Here is a 16,625-nt window from a genome sequence, read left to right on the forward strand (position 1 = left end):
CCCTATCGTTCCTCCTGGCCGGGGCCGCCGAGGACCACGACGCGCTTCGCCTCCTCGATCGCGAACTCGAATCCGGCGTCCGGGTCGCGCAGCAGCCGTTGCGTGGCGAGCGCGTGCGTCCGTACACCGGGGTCGGGGGCCATCGTCGCAGAACGGAGAACCGGCACGATCACTTCCCCCAGCGCGACCAGTGCCCGGCTGAGACTCAGCCGTGTCTCCCGGTCGCCGCGCCCGAGCTGCGTCGCCAGCACCGTGGCCAGCGCGGGTTCCCCGCCTTCCGGTACGAGCACGACAGCGGCCCGCCAGGCGGTCCGCGCCACCTCGTCGTCGGCGTCGGTCAGCAGTGTCCGTGTGATCGCCGGCCACGCCTGCCGGTCCCCGATCTTGGACAGTGTGTGCAGCGCCTGGCTCCGTGCCTGCGCACGCTCCGAGCGGACTTCGCGAAGCAGTGCGGGAAGCGTCATGGGCACCGGGTGGCGGGTAAGCGCCCAGGTCAGCATGTCGCGGACGAAGAACTCGGGCTCGATCGCGCATCGCTCGACGAGCTTGCCGACGAAACGCGGGTCGGGTGCCGTCCCGGCCGCCATGGCGGCCCGCAGCCGCACGGACGGCCGGTTGTCCTCCAGCCCGTGGAGCACTCCTGCCGTATCCGTGTCCGTGTCCGTGTCCGTGTCCGTGTCCGCATCCGTGGCCTGTCCTGGGATCGTCATGGAGACCACCTCCTCGGCACGCAGTGAAGACCTTGTCACCGTGTCAAGGTCAAGGTGTGCCCGGTCTCTTTGCCGTGACAGACGGTCAGGCACTAGAGTCGATCATGTGACTGCCGGGTCGGCCATGGGCCATGCACGAGTAGGGCACCCGGCCTCGGCGTGAGCCCGAGGCGGGCCAGAGCCCCGCCACCTCTCCGCGTCTTCCCCCGAGCGCCCCCACGCGGCGCCCCGACAGCGGATCCAGGACTCGAGAGACACACCACACATGTCACATGACCAGCAGCGCCGGAACGACCTTGCCTCGCCGGCTGCCGTCCAGCTGAACCACACCGCCGTCTACGCGACGGACCGTCGCCTGTCGGCCGAATTCATCGCCGCGGTCCTCGGTCTGGAGGTCGGTGCCCCCTTCGGCCCGTTCCTGCCCGTCGACCTGGGCAACGGCGTCACACTCGACTACTACGAGAAGCGCGACGAGCCGATCCAGTCGCAGCACTACGCGTTCCTCGTGCCCGACGATCGGTTCAGCACCATGATCGCCCGCCTGGACACGCTCGGTGTCACCTACTACGCCGACCCCGGCCACACCGAACCCGGCCGGATCAACCGTCTCTTCGGTGGCCGCGGCGCCTACTTCGAGGACCCGGACGGCCACAACATGGAGATCATGACCCGGCCGTACATCCGGTCGTAGCCGGCCGCCGGACGGCGCCGGGCCCCGGCTTGCCCAGAGCCGGCCGGGGCAGCCCGGCGTGTCGCCGAACCGCCGGTGGACGCCCGTCAACCGGACGTCGCGGCGACCGTGAGGCCCAGGCCGACCAGTGCGACGCCCGTGGTCAGCCCGAGCGCGCGGCGGATCCGTGGCTTGTGGAGGACGGGTCCGGCCTTGGACAGCAGCAGCACGTAGCCGCCGAGCCAGGCGAGGGTGAGCGCGCCGTGGACGAGCACGAGGAGCGTCATCGCCCAGGGGGCGGGCAGCCGAGGGGGGGGCCAGCGTGGGCAGCAGCCCCGTGTAGAAGACGGCGATCTTCGGGTTCAGGACGTTGCCGACCAGGCCGGTCCGCCAAGGGCCCCCCACGGCGGCAGGAACGGCATCCGTCCCGGCGGCCGGGGCCGCGCGGCGGTGTCGCCACAGCGCCTGCGAGCCCAGGAACACCAGGTAGCCCGCGCCCAGCAGTTTCACGGTCAGGTACGCCGCGGGTGAGGCGGCGAGCACGGCCGCCAGCCCCGCCACGGTCAGCGCACCCCAGAGCAGCAGCCCGGTCGCGATCCCGCCCACGGTACGCAGCCCGTCCCCGCGACCGGCCACGAGCGCACGCCGGGTCACCACCGCCATGTCCGGGCCGGGCACGACGGTCAGCAGCCCCAGGACGCCGATCGCGGACAGGAGGTGGGTCAGCACCCGGCCACCCTCCCCCCGGTCGAGTCGGCTGAGTCGATCTCACTCTTCGAAGCGGTCGATGCGGTCGATGCGGTCATCCGTGACCCGCCCCCGCGTGCGGATTGGCAGCGGTGCCCTCGGTGCTCAGCAGCACGACGACCGAGGACGGCCCCAGTCCCAGCGCCCTGCGGCGTTCCCCGGCCCCCGCGCCGGTGAGCGCCGCGCGCAGACCGGCGAGCGACGCGGCCCCGCAGGGACCCGAGGAGACACCGGCAGCGGCGAGGACACCGGCCGCGTCGGAGCTGTCGGCGTCCGCGACGGCGACCGCGGCGTCCAGCCCGTCCCGCAGGCGGGGCCACGCGATGGTGGACGGGGTGCCGCAGTTCAGCCCGGCCATGGTGGTCCTCCCCGTGGGGACGCTGACGGGTGCGCCGAGCGTGAGGCTTTCCAGGACGCACGGCGCGGCCTCCGGCTCCACCGACAGCAGCGCCGGGGCGTGCCCGGAGGGACGGCTGCGGTAGTGGGTGACCACGGCCTGTGCCAGGGACCCCACGCCCACCGGTACGGAGACGAGATCGGGCCCGTCGGCGACCCCTCGGGTCCTCAACTGCTCGTCGGTCTCGGCGCAGAGGGTGGAGTAACCCTCGACGATCCACCGCGGGATCCGCTCGTAGCCCGGCCAGGCGGTGTCCTGGACCAGGACCGCGTCCGGCGCGGCAGCCGCCTCGGCCGCCCGGCGCACGGCCTCGTCGTACGGCCCCGGCACCTCGGTGACCTTGGCCTGTTCGGCGACGATGGCCGCCACGGCCCGGGGGTGCACGCCCTGCGGAACGAACACGTGGGCCTCCCGGCCGAGGCGGCGTGCGGTACGGGCCACCGCGCGGCCGTGGTTGCCGTCGGTGGCGGTCACGAGGGTGAGCGGAGCCGGTTCCCCGCCGTCGGCCGTCCGCTCGGCGAGGACGCGGTGGATGGCCCAGGACACACCCAGGGCCTTGAACGCGGGCAGCCCCAGACGGCACGACTCGTCCTTGACGAAGACCCGGCCGACACCCCACGCGTCCGCGAGGGACGGGAGTTCGGTCAGCGGGGTGGGCGCGTAGTCGGGCAGCGAGAGGTGGAAGGCCCGCACCTCGGCCGGCGCGGGCTGACACCGGCAGGCACGGGCACCGGAGCGCGCGAACCACGGCAGCGGACGGGAGGAGGGGGTGTTGTCAGGGGCGCCGGCGTTGGCAGGAGTGTCGTCAGGGGTGTCGTCAGGCACAGGATCAGCGTGCGGCGCGTCCGTACGATCGGTCCAGCGAATGTTTTCGACCTATACTCATCGACGGAACCGACCGATGGGCCCCACGGACCGAGCGTGACATGTTCGATCTGCACCGGCTGCGCCTGCTCCGGGAACTCAAGCACCGCGGCACCCTGGCGGCCGTCGCCGCCGCCCTGTCCTACGCCCCCTCCTCCGTCTCCCAGCAGCTCTCCCTGCTGGAGAGCGAGGTCGGTGTCCCGCTGCTGGAACCGGTCGGGCGGCGGGTACGGCTGACCGAGCAGGCCGAGATCCTCGTCGCCCACACCGAGGCGGTCCTCGAACGCCTGGAGCGCGCGGAGGCGGACATCGCCGCCTCGCTGTCCGACCTGACCGGCACCTTGCGCATCGCCTCGTTCCAGACAGCCGCCCTGGCCCTCGTCCCCGCCGCGCTCGGCCTGCTGCGGGAGCAGCACCCGCACCTGCGCGTCCACGTCACGCACATGGAGCCGGAAAAGGCCCTGCCCGCGCTCCAGGCCCGCGACTTCGACCTCGTCCTCGCCGAGGAATACCCGGGCAACCCCAGCCCCCGGCCCGCCGAACTCGAACAGGAAGGCCTGCTCGACGACCCCCTGCGCCTCGCCCTGCCGGCACCGGCCGGCACAGCGGAAGCCGAGGGCCCGGCCGCGGCGCTGCGTTCCCTCGCCGACCACCCCTGGGTGATGGAACCGGAGGGCACCGCGGCCCGGCACTGGGCCATGACCCTGTGCCGCGACGCCGGCTTCGAACCGGACGTGCGGTTCGAGACCACCGACCTGCTGCTCCACCTCCGCCTCGTCGAGCAGAGGCACGCCGCGGCCTTCCTGCCCGGCCTCGTCTGGACCGGACAGTCCCCGACCGTCGCGCTGCGGCCGCTCCCCCGCGGTCAGCGCGTCCGTCGCATCTTCACCGTCGTACGCCGTGGCCGCGGCCGGCACCCTGCCGTGCGGGCGTGCCGGAAGGCCCTCCGCCAAGCGGTCGGCCTGCGCTCCGGCCTCGCGTGACGGGGCCGGTCCCGGCGGCGCTCGCCACGCCGCCCGGGTGAGGGGCGGACCTACGTGGACTCCCGGAGCCGGAGTTCCGCGCGGACCACGAGGTCGTCGGGGCCGAGGGGACTGTCGCCGGTCAGGAGACGGGCCGCTTGCTCGACGGCGAGTGCTCCGAGCCGGCGGATGTCCAGGGCCACGCTGGACAGCGGGGGCTCGACCAGCGTGCCGAGCGTCACTCCGTCGAAGCCGATCACGGCCAGGTCGCGCGGCACCTGGCGTCCCGTCCGGCGCGCGGCACGGAGCGCGCCGATGGCGATGACGTCGTTGAAGGCGAACACGGCGGTCACGTCGGGGTGGTGGCCGAGGAGGTGCTCCAGCGCCCTCTCGCCGCCCTGCACGCTCTGCTCCGCGCGGCACACCGGTCCGTCGGCGAGTCCGCAGGCGGTCAGCGCGTCGGCGAACCACGCGTGCCGGACGCTCGGCTCGGTCCGAGCCGCGTGGTCGAGCATGCCGATGCGCCGATGGCCCGCCTGGACGAGGTGGGAGATGGCCGCCCTGACGCCCTCCCGCCCGTCGACGCGGATGGAGCTGAAGCGTTCGGCGTCCTCGCCCCGGTCGATGAGGACGACCGGCAGCCCCCGGGTCCACTGCTCGATCTCGCTCTCGCCACGGCTGAAGTAGCCGACGACCGCGTCCACTTGGGAGGCGATCACCTGGAGCGTGCCGAGCTCCTCCTGTGCGCTGTCCGCGGTGTCGTAGACCAGGACGTGCCATCCGCGGGCCCGCGCCGCCTCCAGCGCGGCCGCGGCGACCTCGGTGAAGAACGGGTTGAGCAGGTCGGGGATCACGAGACCGACGCTGATCGTGTCCTGGCGCACCAGTCCCCTGGCGAACCGGCTCGGCCGGTATCCCAGCGTCCGTGCGGCGTCGAGCACACGCTGCTTGGTGGAGTCGTCGATCTCCCCCTTGTCGTTCAGCGCGCGTGACACGGTCTGCCGGGACACCCCGGCGGCACGGGCGACGTCATGGATCGTCACCCTGCGGGACCCGGTCCCGGACGGCACTGTCGGCCACCTCCCCCTCGTGATCCGGAGTCTTGACACTCAACTGCACGCGAGCGCACACTTCCGAACGTTTCACAGCGCCCGTGAACGTTCCCGTGAACGCTCACGGACGGAAGTTACAGCAGGCTCGCCCCTTTCCGCCACGGTGCCCGAGGACCCCGACCGGCACCGTCGCGGCCGTCCATGTCCACCGCGGCATCCCGTCTGAGTGAGTCAACGTCGACCCGGCCGGCGCCCGTCGCCGGCCGTTCTCGGGAACGGAAAACATGAGCAGCACAGTCATGCGCACCCGCCTCGCCACCGTGGCCGCGGCCGCCGGTGTCGCCGTACTCGCCGCGTGTTCCTCGCCCGCGCCGTCGGGCGAGGCGTCGGCGGCGTCGTGCGCGCCCGCCAAGGGCAAGGTCACCCTCCAGTACTGGAACACCGTTCCGGGCATGGACAAGGTCGTGGACCTGTGGAACCAGCGGCACCCGGACATCCGGGTCGAGACGAAGAACATCTCCAACGACCAGTACGGCACCCTGGGGAACGCCCTGAAGGCGGGGAAGGCGCCGGACCTGGCGCAGGTCGGCTACGACGAACTCCCCAACCTGCGCACCCAGAACGCCTTCGTGGACGCCTCGGCGTGCAAGGCGGCCACCGCGGCCAGGTCGAAGTTCGTCCCGTGGACCTGGTCCCAGACCAGCTTCGGCGGCACCGGTGTGTTCGCCCTCCCGCAGGACACCGGTCCGATGGCCCTCTTCGTGCGCCGCGACCTCTTCGAGAAGCACCACGTCGCGATCCCCACCACCTGGGACGCGTACGCCTCCGCGGCACAGAAGCTGCACAAGGCGGACCCGGACCTCGCCATCACGTTCTTCGACCCGAACAACGCCGAGTGGTTCAACGGGCTGCTCTGGCAGAACGACGCGAGGATGTACGGCTACTCCGACGACAAGTGGCAGGTCACCGTCGACTCCGACCGCAGCAGGCAGGTGGCGGCGTACTGGCAGAAGCTCATCTCCGGCAAGCTCGTGCGCACCGACCTCGCCAACGGCTCGACGCAGATGTACGCCGCGTACCAGAAGGACCGGATCGCCAGCTACGTCGGTGCCGCCTGGGGCTACAGCATGTTCCGCGACAACCTGCCCAGGCAGGCCGGCAAGTGGTCGGTCGTGCCCATGCCGACCTGGGGCACGGACGGCGCGTCCGGTGACTGGGGCGGGTCGACCGTCGCGTTCATGAAGGGGAGCAAGCACCTGTACGAGTCGGTGCGGTTCAACACCTGGCTGAACACCGATCCGGAGGCGCTCGCGCTGGAGAACGAGCTGGGCGGCCTGTACCCCGCCGCCAAGGCCGGGCTGCGGCTTCCCTCGCTGCGGAAGGGCGTCGCGTACTACGGCAACGAGAAGATCTTCGACGTCTTCGCCGAGTCGTCCAAGAAGATCGACACCGGCTTCGCCTGGGGTCCCACGCAGAAGACGGTCAACCTGGCGTTGCAGGACGCGATGGCCAAGGCGGCGGCCGGCGGCGGCACGCTCACCGACGCGCTGGCGGCAGCCCAGAAGGCCGCGCTGACATCGATGAAGGACCAGGCGATCCCGGTCACGGCGGGGAAGTGACCGCGGCATGACCGACACCGCAGCCCGTGCGGCATCCGTGGCGGCGCCGGTCCGCGTCCGCCGCCGGCTCCACGGCGGCGGGCCCCGGGCGGGTACCGTCGCCGCGTTCCTGACCCCCTTCTTCCTGCCGTTCCTGCTGTTCTACCTGGTGCCCGTCGGCTACGCGCTCTGGCAGAGCCTCCGGGTGGTGCGCCGCACCGGCGGGCAGTACGGGACCTCGTACACCGCCTTCGGTGGTCTCGAGCAGTACGGCCAGGTGCTGCGGAACACCGAGTTCTGGTCCAGCATCGGCCGCACCGGGCTGTTCGGCGTCGTGCAGGTGCCGGTCATGCTGTTCGTCGCCCTGATCATCGCGCTGCTGCTGGACACCCCGCTGCTGAAGCTCAAGGCGTTCTTCCGCATCACCGCGTTCATGCCGTACGCGGTGCCCGGAGTGATCGCCGCGATCATGTGGTCGTATCTGTACTCGCCCCAGCTCAGCCCCGTCGTCGACCTGCTGAACGGCGTCGGCCTCAAGCCGGACTTCCTCGGCCCGGGCGCCGTGCTGTGGTCGACCGCCAACGTCTCCACCTGGCTGTGGACCGGCTACAACATGCTGATCATGTTCTCGGCGCTGCAGTCGATCCCGCAGGAGCTCTACGAGGCCGCGAAGATCGACGGCGCGAGCAACTGGACGATCGCGTGGCGGGTCAAGGTCCCGATCATCGCCCCGTCGATCGTCCTGACCTCGGTGTTCTCGATCATCGGCACGCTCCAGCTGTACGCCGAACCGGCCGTGCTGCGCCAGATCTCCTCGAACATCTCCAGCACGTTCACGCCCAACATGCTCGCCTACACGGTGGCCTCGGGGAACAACTACCAGCAGGCCGCGGCGATTTCCGTGGTCATCGCCGTCATCACCTTCGTGCTGAGCTTCGGGTTCATGCGACTGACCGCGAAGAGGGCCGGACTGTGAGCAACCCCTCCGTGATCCGTGAGAGCCGCGTCAGCCGTACGGCCGTCATGGCCCTGATGCTGCTCCTGGCCGTCTACTTCCTGCTGCCCGTCTACTTCCTCGTCGTCGCGGCGACGAAGCCGCAGGGCGACCTCGCCTCGACCAACGGGCTGGTGTTCTCGCACTTCGACCTGTTCGAGAACCTCCGCGTCCTGTTCACCCGCAGCGACGGCGTCTTCGGCCGCTGGGCCCTCAACACCGTCGTCTACGCGGTGCTGGGCGCGGCCGTGGGCACTCTGATCTCCGCGCTGTGCGGCTACGCCCTCGCCAAGTTCCGCTTCCGCGGCCGGGAGGTGCTGTTCTCCGTCATCCTCGGCGGTGTCCTCGTGCCGACCACCGCGCTCGCCCTGCCGCTGTTCCTGCTGTTCTCGGCGACCGGACTCGTCAACACCTATCTCGCCGTCTTCCTGCCCAGCGTCGTCAGCCCGTTCGGGGTCTACCTCGCGCGCGTCTTCGCGAACGCGTCCGTCCCGCAGGAGCTGATCGAGTCGGCGCGGCTGGACGGCGCGGGCGAGTTCCGCACGTTCTTCTCGGTGGCGTTCCGGCTGATGACGCCGGCCCTGGTGACCATCTTCCTGTTCCAGTTCGTGGCCATCTGGAACAACTTCTTCCTGCCGATGGTGATGCTGCAGAAGGAGTCCCTGTTCCCGATCACGCTCGGCCTGTACGAGTGGAACGGCCAGACCGCCCGCGCCCCGCTGCTCCAGCAGTCCGTGATCACCGGCTCGCTGGTGTCGATCCTGCCCGTGATCATCGTGTTCGTGCTCCTCCAGCGGTTCTGGCGGACCGGGCTCGCCGCCGGGTCCCTCAAATGACGTCCGCCCCCCTCGCACGGAAGGTGTCCGCCGCCATGTCCCATGAGGCCGTGTTCGTGCCCCACTTCCACTGGGACCGCGAGTGGTACGAGCCCTTCCAGGTGTTCCGGCACCGGCTCGTCACCGCCCTCGACACCGTGCTGGAGACGGCCGAGGCCGACCCGGAGTTCCGGTTCACCGTCGACGGTCAGATGGCCGCGGTCGAGGACTACCTCCAGATGCGTCCCGAGAACCGCGATCGTCTCGCGGCCCTGGTCGCCGAGGGCCGGCTCGCCATCGGACCGTGGCTGATCCTTCTCGACGAGTTCCTCTGCTCCGGCGAGACCATCGTCCGCAACCTCCAGCTCGGGTGGGCGGCCGCGGAGGGCCTGGGCGGGGCGATGCCCATCGGCTATCTGCCGGACATGTTCGGCCACATCGCGCAGATGCCGCAGATCCTGGCCCGCGCCGGCATCGAACACGCGGCGCTGTGGCGTGGTGTGCCCGGTGCCGTCGAAGGCCACGCCTTCCGCTGGCGCGCTCCCGACGGCTCCGAGGTGCGCACCGAGTTCCTCTTCGACGGCTACGACAACGGCCTGGACCTGCTGCTGGTACCCGACCGGATCGGCCGCGCGCTCGGCGAGTACACGGAGATGACGGCCCACCGGTGGGGCGAGGACCCGGTGCTGGCGATGGCCGGCACCGATCACACCGCGCCCGACCCGCGGCTCGCGGCCTGGCTGCGGCGCGCGGCCGGACCGGACCGCGCCATCACCCTCGCCACGCTCGACGAGTACGTCCGCGAGCACGTGCGCGACGAGGCGGCCACCGTCGTCACCGGTGAGCTGCGCAGCCATGTGCGCGGGAACATCCTGCCCGGCGTGCTGTCCGTCCGGCTCGGCCTCAAGCAGCGGATGGCCGTGGCCGAGCGCACCATCGACCACGCCGAGCGGGTGAACGCGCTGTGGTCCCGGCGGGACGACTCGCCGTTCCTCTCGCTCGCCTGGCACAAGATCATCGAGTCGACGGCGCACGACTCGGTGGTCGGCTCCGGCACCGACGAGACCTGTACCCAGGTCGAAGCCCGGCTCGCCGAAGCCGCGCAGATCGCGCGTGCCGTCCGGGACGCGGCTCTCGCCGAGCCCGCCGCCCTGGTGCCGGGCGACGGCCATCTGGTCGCCAATCCGCTGCCGTTCCCCCGCGAGGCGTTGGTCGAGGTGCAGGTCGCGGCCCCGCCTGGGGGAACCGCTCTGGTCGCCACCACCGCGGACGGCCGCGAACACCCCGTGCAACTGGTCTGCGAGGCCCCGACCGTGCTCAGCGACGAGCGCGTGGACGCCTCGCAGCTCGAACGCGTGCTGCGCCGGATCCACCGCCGGGAACTCTTCGGCCTGCTGATCGACCACTACGAACTCACCCCGGGGTCGCTCGTCTTCCACCTCGCCGAGGTGCCGGCGGGCGGACCGTTCGACCTGCTCGTCCTGCGCCGGGACGTCGCCGCCGCCGCTGCCGCGCATCCGGGTGAGTGGCGGGTGCTGACGCTTCAGGAGGCGCGTGCCACCGCGCTGGTGCCCGTGCACGTCCCCGCCTGCGGGCTGGCGAGCTTCCGGGTCGCGCCGGGCGACCGGACCGCCGCCCCCGCGGCGGCACCCGCCCCGGCGACGGCGACGGACCGCGCCCTGTCGAACGGGCTGGTCGAGGTCGTGGTCGCCGACGACGGCACGTTGAACGTGACCGGGGCCGACGGCACCGTGCTGAACGGGGTCGGGCGGCTCGTCGACGGCGGAGACCGCGGCGACAGTTACAACTACGCTCCCCCGGCCCGGGACGTGCTCGTCTCGGAGCCCGCCGAGGTCGGCTCCGAGCTGCTCGAGAGCGGCCCGCTGCGTGCGCGCGTGCGTGTCACCCGCGTCTACGAGTGGCCTGCGGAGCTGTCTTGCGACCGTGACGTGCGCAGCGCGCGGACCGTGCCGACGCCGGTCGAGACGCTGGTGGAGGTGCGCGCCGGGGAGCCGTTCGTCCGTGTCTCCACCGCGTTCCTCAACCAGTGCGCCGACCACCGGCTGCGCTTCCACGTGCCGCTGCCCGAACCAGTGGACACGTCGGCCTCGGCCGGGCAGTTCGCCGTCACCGAACGCGGGCTCAGCGCCGAGGGCGGCTGGGGCGAGTACCCGATCCCGACGTTCCCCGCGAGTTCCTTCGTGTCGGCCGGCGCCGCGCACGTGCTGCTCGCCCACTCCGGTGAGTACGAACTCGTCGACGGCGGCTCCGAACTCGCCCTCACCCTGCTGCGTGCCATCGGCTCGATCAGCGTCAACATCCATCCTCTCCGTGACGAGCCCGCGGCGAGCGAGATCCCGGCACCGGGTGCGCAGGACCTGGGCATGCGCATCGAGAACCGTTTCGCGGTGCTGCCCTCGGCGGCCGGCTGGGCGGGTGCCGGAGCGGTCGCGCGCGCCGAGGAGTTCCGCAACGACGTACTCGTGACCCGCGGGACCGGCCCCGCCGGGGGCGGACTGCCCCCCGACGCGACCGGCATCCACGTCGACGGCGCGAACGTCCTCGTCTCGGCCGTTCGCCGGGTCACCGACGCCGGTCACGGAACCGGCAGCGGTACCGAGATCCGGCTGACGGCGATGAGCGACAGCGGGACGCACGTCCGCGTCACCGGCCCGTTCACGGAAGCCACCACGGTCGACCTGCTGGGCAGGCCCCTGTCCGAGACGCCGGTGCGCGACGGGCTCGGACTCGGCCTCGCCCCGTGGGAGATCCGCACCGTCAGGGTGCGCTGACCGGTCGCCGCGGGCGCTGGAACACGCCCGGTCGCCCAGTGGCTCACTCGCTCACGCACTCACTCGCTCACGAGAAAGAGTTGTGACCCCTTGCCTTCCAGACTTCCCACCCCTGTCCCGGACCTGGCCCCCGGACGCGGGGCGTTGCGTCCCGCGCGGTCGTGGCTGCACTCCGACGCTCCCTCCCTGTCACTCGACGGGCCGTGGCGGTTCCGTCTGTCGCCCACGGCGTCGCAGGCCGAGGACTTCGCGGCCGAGGACTTCGACGACCGCGGCTGGGACAGCATCCCGGTCCCCTCCCACTGGGTGCTCCAGGGCGACGGAGCCTACGGCCGGCCCGTCTACACCAACATCCGCTACCCCTTCCCGCTCGACCCGCCCCACGTGCCGGACGAGAACCCCACCGGCGACTACCGGCGCCACTTCGGCCTGCCCGCCGACTGGTCGGACGCCGAGTGCGTCGTGCTGCGGTTCGACGGGGTCGAGTCGTTCTTCCGGGTGTGGGTGAACGGCGTGGAGATCGGCAGCGCAAGCGGCAGCCGGCTCGCCCACGAGTTCGACGTCACCTCGGTGGTGCGCCCGGGCGACAACGTCGTCGCCGTACGGGTGCACCAGTGGTCGGCGGGCAGTTACCTGGAGGACCAGGACCAGTGGTGGCTGCCGGGCATCTTCAGGGACGTCACCGTGATCGCCCGGCCTGCCGGGGGCGTCGAGGACGTCTGGTTGCGCACCGGGTTCGACGACGGGCGCGGACGCGTCGATCCCGAGGTCACGGCCGAGGCGGCGGCCTTCCCGGTCACCCTGCGCATCCCGGAACTCGGCGTGGAGCGGGTCTGGGCGACGCCCGCCGACGTGGCCCCCCTGGACGTCGCCGGCGTGGAGCCCTGGTCGGCCGAACGACCGCGCCTGTACGACGCCACCGTGTCGACGGCCGCCGAGACCGTCTCCCTGCGGGTGGGGTTCCGCACGGTCGAGATCAGCGGCGACCGGTTCCTGGTCAACGGCCGCCGCGTCGTGTTCCACGGGATGAACCGCCACGAGGCGCATCCCGAGCGCGGGCGCGTCTTCGACGAGGAGCACGCCCGGGCGGACCTGGCCCGCATGAAGCGGTTCAACGTGAACGCCATCCGCACCAGCCACTACCCGCCGCACCCGAGGCTGCTCGACCTCGCCGACGAACTCGGGTTCTGGGTCGTCCTCGAATGCGATCTGGAGACGCACGGCTTCGAGGACGCCGGCTGGGCCGGCAATCCCTCCGACGACCCGGCGTGGCGCGAGGCGCTCCTCGACCGGATCGAGCGCACCGTCGAACGGGACAAGAACCACCCCAGCGTCGTGATCTGGTCGCTCGGCAACGAGGCGGGGACGGGCAGCAACCTCGCCGCCATGTCGGCGTGGGTGCACGCCCGCGACACCGGACGCCCCGTGCACTACGAGGGCGACCACACCGGCGAGTACACCGACGTCTACTCCCGCATGTACGCATCGGTGCCGGAGATCGAGCAGATCGGCGCCGACGGGGCCCGTTCGGCGCTGGCGCACTGCACCCCGGCCCAGAGTGCCCGTCAGCGTGCCAAGCCGTTCCTGCTGTGCGAGTACGCGCACGCGATGGGCAACGGGCCGGGAGGGCTCGACGAGTACGAGGCACTGGTGCACGCGTACCCGCGCGTGCACGGCGGTTTCGTCTGGGAGTGGCGCGACCACGGCATCCTGGCCGGCGCCCCGGACGGGACACCGTACTACGCCTACGGCGGCGACTTCGGGGAGGTGGTGCACGACGGCAACTTCGTGATGGACGGGATGCTGCTCAGCGACGACGTGCCGACGCCCGGCCTCCACGAGTTCAAGGCGGTCGCGCAGCCGATCCGCTTCGGCTTCGGCGACGACGGCGTCACGGTCACGAACCTGCGGCACTCCGCGGACACCTCCGACCTGCGTTTCCGCTGGCGGGTCGAGCACGACGGCTCGCCCGTGGACAGCGGGGTCCTGGAGGTCCCCGTCGTCGGACCGGGCGGCTCGGCGCGGGTGCCGTTGCCTCCGGTCCGTGTGTCGCCGGACGCCGAGACATGGCTGACGGTCGACGCGGTGCTGGCGGCCGGAACGGCCTGGGCGCCCGAGGGACACGTGGTAGCGACGGCCCAGCGGGACGCATCGGCTCCCCGTACCGTGCCGGCGGCCCGGCCCCGGACCGACTGGCGGCCGGGAGGGGGAACCCTGACGCTGGGGATCGCCGAGTTCGCCGACGGGTCCCTCGTCCGGCTGGCCGGGCGCGCCGTGACGGGCCCGCGGCTGGAACTGTTCCGGGCACCGACCGACAACGACGAGAGCGCGTCCGACCGGGTCGAGGACAGTGACGCCGCCGTGGCCGGTGTCTCCCACGCCGATCTGTGGCGCCGCGACGGTCTCGACCGGCTCATGACACGGCGGGTCCGCGTGGAGCAGGCCGCGCGGTCCCTGCGCACGATCGACAAGGTCGCAGCGGCGGGCTCCGCCCCGTCGGTGACGGTGGAGTCTGTCTGGTCCCTCGGGGCCGACGGTCTGGAACTGCTCGTGGAGGTCGAGCCGTCGAGGGGTTGGCGGACGGTGTGGCCCCGGATCGGGATCCGTTTCGGCTTTCCCGACGGCACGGCTCCGGTCGACGGCGCCGAGTGGTTCGGTCTCGGCCCCTTCGAGTCCTACCCCGACAGTCTGCGCGCGGCGCGCACGGGCCGCTTCACCGCGGATATCGGCGACCTCTCGGCCGGCTACGCGCGCCCCCAGGAGACCGGGCACCGTTCCGGACTGCGCCGGTTGACACTGCTGAGCGGCGGCACCGAGGTGCTGCACGTCGAGGCGGTCCCGGACAGGTCCGGACGTCGTCCGGGGTTCACCCTCAGCCGCCACACCCCCCGGCAGACCGCACGGGCCGGGCACCCGTTCGAGCTTCCCGCCTCGACGACGAGCCACCTGATCATCGATGCGGCCCAGCACGGACTCGGTTCACGCTCCTGCGGACCGGACGTGCGGCCCGCGTTCGCGCTGCGCCCCGAGGCCCGCACGATCCGGCTGCGCATCACGGCGGACCGCCGAACCGGGTGACTCCTGCGGCTCGGGCACGCCGAGGAGGAGCAGCGTCACGTCGTCGTCGTGCGTGGCCGTGTCCGGGATGAGGCTGCCGAGCAGGTGGGCCGCGGTGGCGTCCAGGGCGTCCGGACCGCAGGGAGCGTTCCGCAACACGCCATCGAGGGTGTGGGCGAGGACATCGATCTGTGCCTCGATGTCGGTGCCGGGCCTTTCGACCAGTCCGTCGGTGTAGAGCGCGACGGTGCTGCCCGGCGGCAGCGGCTGGGTCGTCTCCTCGAACGGCACCGCGGCGCCGGACGGTGCGTTGACGCCCAGCGGCACACCGACCGGTGCCGGCAGCCGGTGGGCGGGCCCGTCAGGGGGCCGGGCGATGACCGGCACGTGTCCGGCCGAGCACAGGGTGACCACGAATGCGTACGGTCTTGTCATGACGGGGCCTTGATGCTATAGCCGCTTGACTCGCGCCCTTCGGGTGTCGCACATTTGATTCCGCATAACGGAAACCATTTCGCGCATTACGGTGATAATGCGGCATGAATCCGGTTAGGACGGCGGGCCTATGATCCACTTCCGTCGGAGCGTCTGCGTCGCGTCGCCGGGGAACCCCCGGCGCTGATGAGGTTCGACCTCTCATAGGACCCCCATGAAATCTCCTTCCCGCGGTGTCCCGGCACCAGATCCCGAGGACGCGGAGGGCCACGGGTCGCGGGGACTTCGGCACCGGTGGGCAAGCCGGTCCCGGCTCGGCCCCACGAATGCCGGAAGACCCCTCGCGAGCGGTGTCCGAGCCCAGGCGGCCCTTCCCCTCCTGCTGATCGCGGTCATCACCCTCGCGGCGTCCTTCGCCCCCCTGGCCGTGCACCTCTCCCCCCTCCTCGTGGCCGCCCCCACCTGCACCGCGGCGGTCGCGCGGACCCGGTACACGGTCGCCATAGCGCTGATCGCCAGTGCGGCCGTCGTCCTCATCGACCGGCACGACGGGCTGCTGCGTTCACCCCTGCTGCCCATTCACATCGGCGCCCTGCTGTCCGTCTCCGCCTCGGTGATCGCTGCTCGCGCCCTGCACGATCGCGACCTGAGGGAACTCACGCAGGTGCGGACCGTGGCCGAGGCGGCCCAGCGGGTCCTGCTGCGGCCCCTCCCCCGCAGGCTGGGCTCCTTGCTCGTCGCGTCGGCGTACCGGGCGGCCACCGCGCACGCCCAGGTGGGCGGTGACCTGTACGCCGCCGCCCGCACCGGCCGCGCGACCCGCATCCTCATAGGCGACGTCCGCGGCAGAGGTCTCCCGGCCCTGGAGGACGCCTCCGCCCTGCTCGGCGCGTTCCGCGAGGCGGCCCACCAGCACGAGACCCTCCCGGAACTGGCGGCCGCCCTGGAACGCAGTGTCCGCCGGCACCTGGACGAGATGGCCGAGCTCGCGCCCGACAGCGCCGAGCGCTTCATCACGGCCCTGCTGGCCGAACTTCCCGACGGAGAGGAGACCGTCCGGATCGTCAGCTGCGGACATCCCCCGCCCCTGGTGAACCGGCGCGGCCCCGTGACCGCCCTGCGTGTGACCCGTCCCGCTCCGCCGCTCGGCCTGGCCGGGAGCACGGCGGAGGAATTCCCCCTCTCCACCTTCGCGTTCGCGCCAGGAGACACCTTGCTGCTCTACACCGACGGGCTCATCGAAGCCCGCGATGCCACCGGGAGCTTCTACCCCGTCCTCGAACGCGCCGCCGGCTGGGCGTGGCAGTGTCCGCGCGGTCTTCTCCATGACATCGGCCAGGACCTGAAGAGGTATGCGGGGCGGCATCTGGACGACGACCTCGCCATGGTGGCCGTGCACTCCCCCGCCCACTTCTGCCACGTCCCGACGGCTGTCGCGGGACCCGCACCGGAGGCGACCGCATGACCGGCGACACGACCAGCGGCGACGGCCCCCCGCCCGCTGTGTGCCCCCTGCACAGCGCCGGTCCGGA

General features: G+C 71.9%; 12 protein-coding genes and 1 pseudogene. 8 read left to right on the forward strand and 5 right to left on the reverse strand.

Annotated elements, in window-relative coordinates; all coding sequences use genetic code 11:
• Window positions 1-2 precede the first annotated feature (2 nt).
• Window positions 3-710 carry a HEAT repeat domain-containing protein gene (locus AB0947_RS28285; RefSeq protein ID WP_366753148.1) on the reverse strand — a complete coding sequence of 236 codons (708 nt, stop codon included), beginning with the start codon at window positions 708-710 and terminating at the stop codon, window positions 3-5.
• A 265-nt stretch (window positions 711-975) separates the two neighbouring features.
• On the opposite strand from AB0947_RS28285, the gene AB0947_RS28290 reads away from it, so the two are divergent.
• Complete coding sequence (locus AB0947_RS28290) at window positions 976-1,401, forward strand: VOC family protein (protein WP_366753149.1); 426 nt, start codon at window positions 976-978, stop codon at window positions 1,399-1,401.
• Window positions 1,402-1,487: 86 nt separating this feature from the next.
• Here the strand turns inward: AB0947_RS28290 and AB0947_RS28295 are convergent.
• Window positions 1,488-2,109 (reverse strand): annotated as a pseudogene (locus AB0947_RS28295) (LysE family translocator).
• Between the two features lie 73 nt (window positions 2,110-2,182).
• Complete coding sequence (locus AB0947_RS28300) at window positions 2,183-3,277, reverse strand: diaminopropionate ammonia-lyase (RefSeq protein ID WP_366753251.1); 1,095 nt, start codon at window positions 3,275-3,277, stop codon at window positions 2,183-2,185.
• 173 nt (window positions 3,278-3,450) lie between these two features.
• Here AB0947_RS28300 and AB0947_RS28305 point away from each other — a divergent pair, with 173 nt between their 5' ends.
• Window positions 3,451-4,371: a LysR family transcriptional regulator gene (locus AB0947_RS28305; protein WP_366753150.1), complete on the forward strand. Its 921-nt coding sequence runs from the start codon at window positions 3,451-3,453 to the stop codon at window positions 4,369-4,371.
• 50 nt (window positions 4,372-4,421) lie between these two features.
• On the opposite strand, the gene AB0947_RS28310 is transcribed toward AB0947_RS28305, so the two are convergent.
• On the reverse strand, window positions 4,422-5,420 hold the full coding sequence (locus tag AB0947_RS28310) for a LacI family DNA-binding transcriptional regulator (RefSeq protein ID WP_366753151.1): 999 nt from the start codon (window positions 5,418-5,420) through the stop codon (window positions 4,422-4,424).
• Window positions 5,421-5,686: 266 nt separating this feature from the next.
• Here AB0947_RS28310 and AB0947_RS28315 point away from each other — a divergent pair, with 266 nt between their 5' ends.
• The 5 genes from AB0947_RS28315 to AB0947_RS28335 all read left to right on the forward strand — a co-directional run bounded on the left by AB0947_RS28315 (window position 5,687) and on the right by AB0947_RS28335 (window position 14,679).
• Window positions 5,687-7,021 carry an ABC transporter substrate-binding protein gene (locus tag AB0947_RS28315; protein ID WP_366753152.1) on the forward strand — a complete coding sequence of 445 codons (1,335 nt, stop codon included), beginning with the start codon at window positions 5,687-5,689 and terminating at the stop codon, window positions 7,019-7,021.
• 7 nt (window positions 7,022-7,028) lie between these two features.
• Window positions 7,029-7,976: a sugar ABC transporter permease gene (locus AB0947_RS28320; protein WP_366753153.1), complete on the forward strand. Its 948-nt coding sequence runs from the start codon at window positions 7,029-7,031 to the stop codon at window positions 7,974-7,976.
• 47 nt (window positions 7,977-8,023) lie between these two features.
• A complete protein-coding gene (locus tag AB0947_RS28325) occupies window positions 8,024-8,830 on the forward strand; it encodes a carbohydrate ABC transporter permease (RefSeq protein ID WP_366753252.1) in 807 nt (268 codons plus the stop codon).
• Between the two features lie 35 nt (window positions 8,831-8,865).
• A complete protein-coding gene (locus tag AB0947_RS28330; RefSeq protein ID WP_366753154.1) occupies window positions 8,866-11,601 on the forward strand; it encodes an alpha-mannosidase in 2,736 nt (911 codons plus the stop codon).
• Window positions 11,602-11,691: 90 nt separating this feature from the next.
• Entirely contained in the window at window positions 11,692-14,679 is a 2,988-nt protein-coding gene (locus tag AB0947_RS28335) for a glycoside hydrolase family 2 TIM barrel-domain containing protein (RefSeq protein ID WP_366753155.1), read from the forward strand.
• On the opposite strand, the gene AB0947_RS28340 is transcribed toward AB0947_RS28335, so the two are convergent.
• On the reverse strand, window positions 14,581-15,093 hold the full coding sequence (locus tag AB0947_RS28340) for a SpoIIE family protein phosphatase (protein WP_366753156.1): 513 nt from the start codon (window positions 15,091-15,093) through the stop codon (window positions 14,581-14,583). The genes AB0947_RS28335 and AB0947_RS28340 overlap by 99 nt on opposite strands.
• 214 nt (window positions 15,094-15,307) lie before the next feature.
• Between AB0947_RS28340 and AB0947_RS28345 the strand changes: the two genes are divergently transcribed.
• Window positions 15,308-16,558 carry a PP2C family protein-serine/threonine phosphatase gene (locus AB0947_RS28345; protein ID WP_366753157.1) on the forward strand — a complete coding sequence of 417 codons (1,251 nt, stop codon included), beginning with the start codon at window positions 15,308-15,310 and terminating at the stop codon, window positions 16,556-16,558.
• Window positions 16,559-16,625: the final 67 nt, after the last annotated feature.

The organism is Streptomyces sp. NPDC047841 (assembly GCF_040704085.1).
In the GTDB taxonomy this organism is placed as follows: domain Bacteria; phylum Actinomycetota; class Actinomycetes; order Streptomycetales; family Streptomycetaceae; genus Streptomyces; species Streptomyces argyrophylli.

What these genes read in the sequence shown, in the direction of transcription:
- AB0947_RS28285 (WP_366753148.1), bottom strand. Translation starts at nt 710, where the DNA reads ATGACGATCCCAGGACAGGCCACGGATGCGGACACGGACACGGACACG.
- AB0947_RS28290 (WP_366753149.1), top strand. Translation starts at nt 976, where the DNA reads ATGTCACATGACCAGCAGCGCCGGAACGACCTTGCCTCGCCGGCTGCC.
- AB0947_RS28305 (WP_366753150.1), top strand. Translation starts at nt 3,451, where the DNA reads ATGTTCGATCTGCACCGGCTGCGCCTGCTCCGGGAACTCAAGCACCGC.
- AB0947_RS28315 (WP_366753152.1), top strand. Translation starts at nt 5,687, where the DNA reads ATGAGCAGCACAGTCATGCGCACCCGCCTCGCCACCGTGGCCGCGGCC.
- AB0947_RS28320 (WP_366753153.1), top strand. Translation starts at nt 7,029, where the DNA reads ATGACCGACACCGCAGCCCGTGCGGCATCCGTGGCGGCGCCGGTCCGC.
- AB0947_RS28325 (WP_366753252.1), top strand. Translation starts at nt 8,024, where the DNA reads ATGGCCCTGATGCTGCTCCTGGCCGTCTACTTCCTGCTGCCCGTCTAC.
- AB0947_RS28330 (WP_366753154.1), top strand. Translation starts at nt 8,866, where the DNA reads ATGTCCCATGAGGCCGTGTTCGTGCCCCACTTCCACTGGGACCGCGAG.
- AB0947_RS28340 (WP_366753156.1), bottom strand. Translation starts at nt 15,093, where the DNA reads ATGACAAGACCGTACGCATTCGTGGTCACCCTGTGCTCGGCCGGACAC.
- AB0947_RS28345 (WP_366753157.1), top strand. Translation starts at nt 15,308, where the DNA reads ATGAAATCTCCTTCCCGCGGTGTCCCGGCACCAGATCCCGAGGACGCG.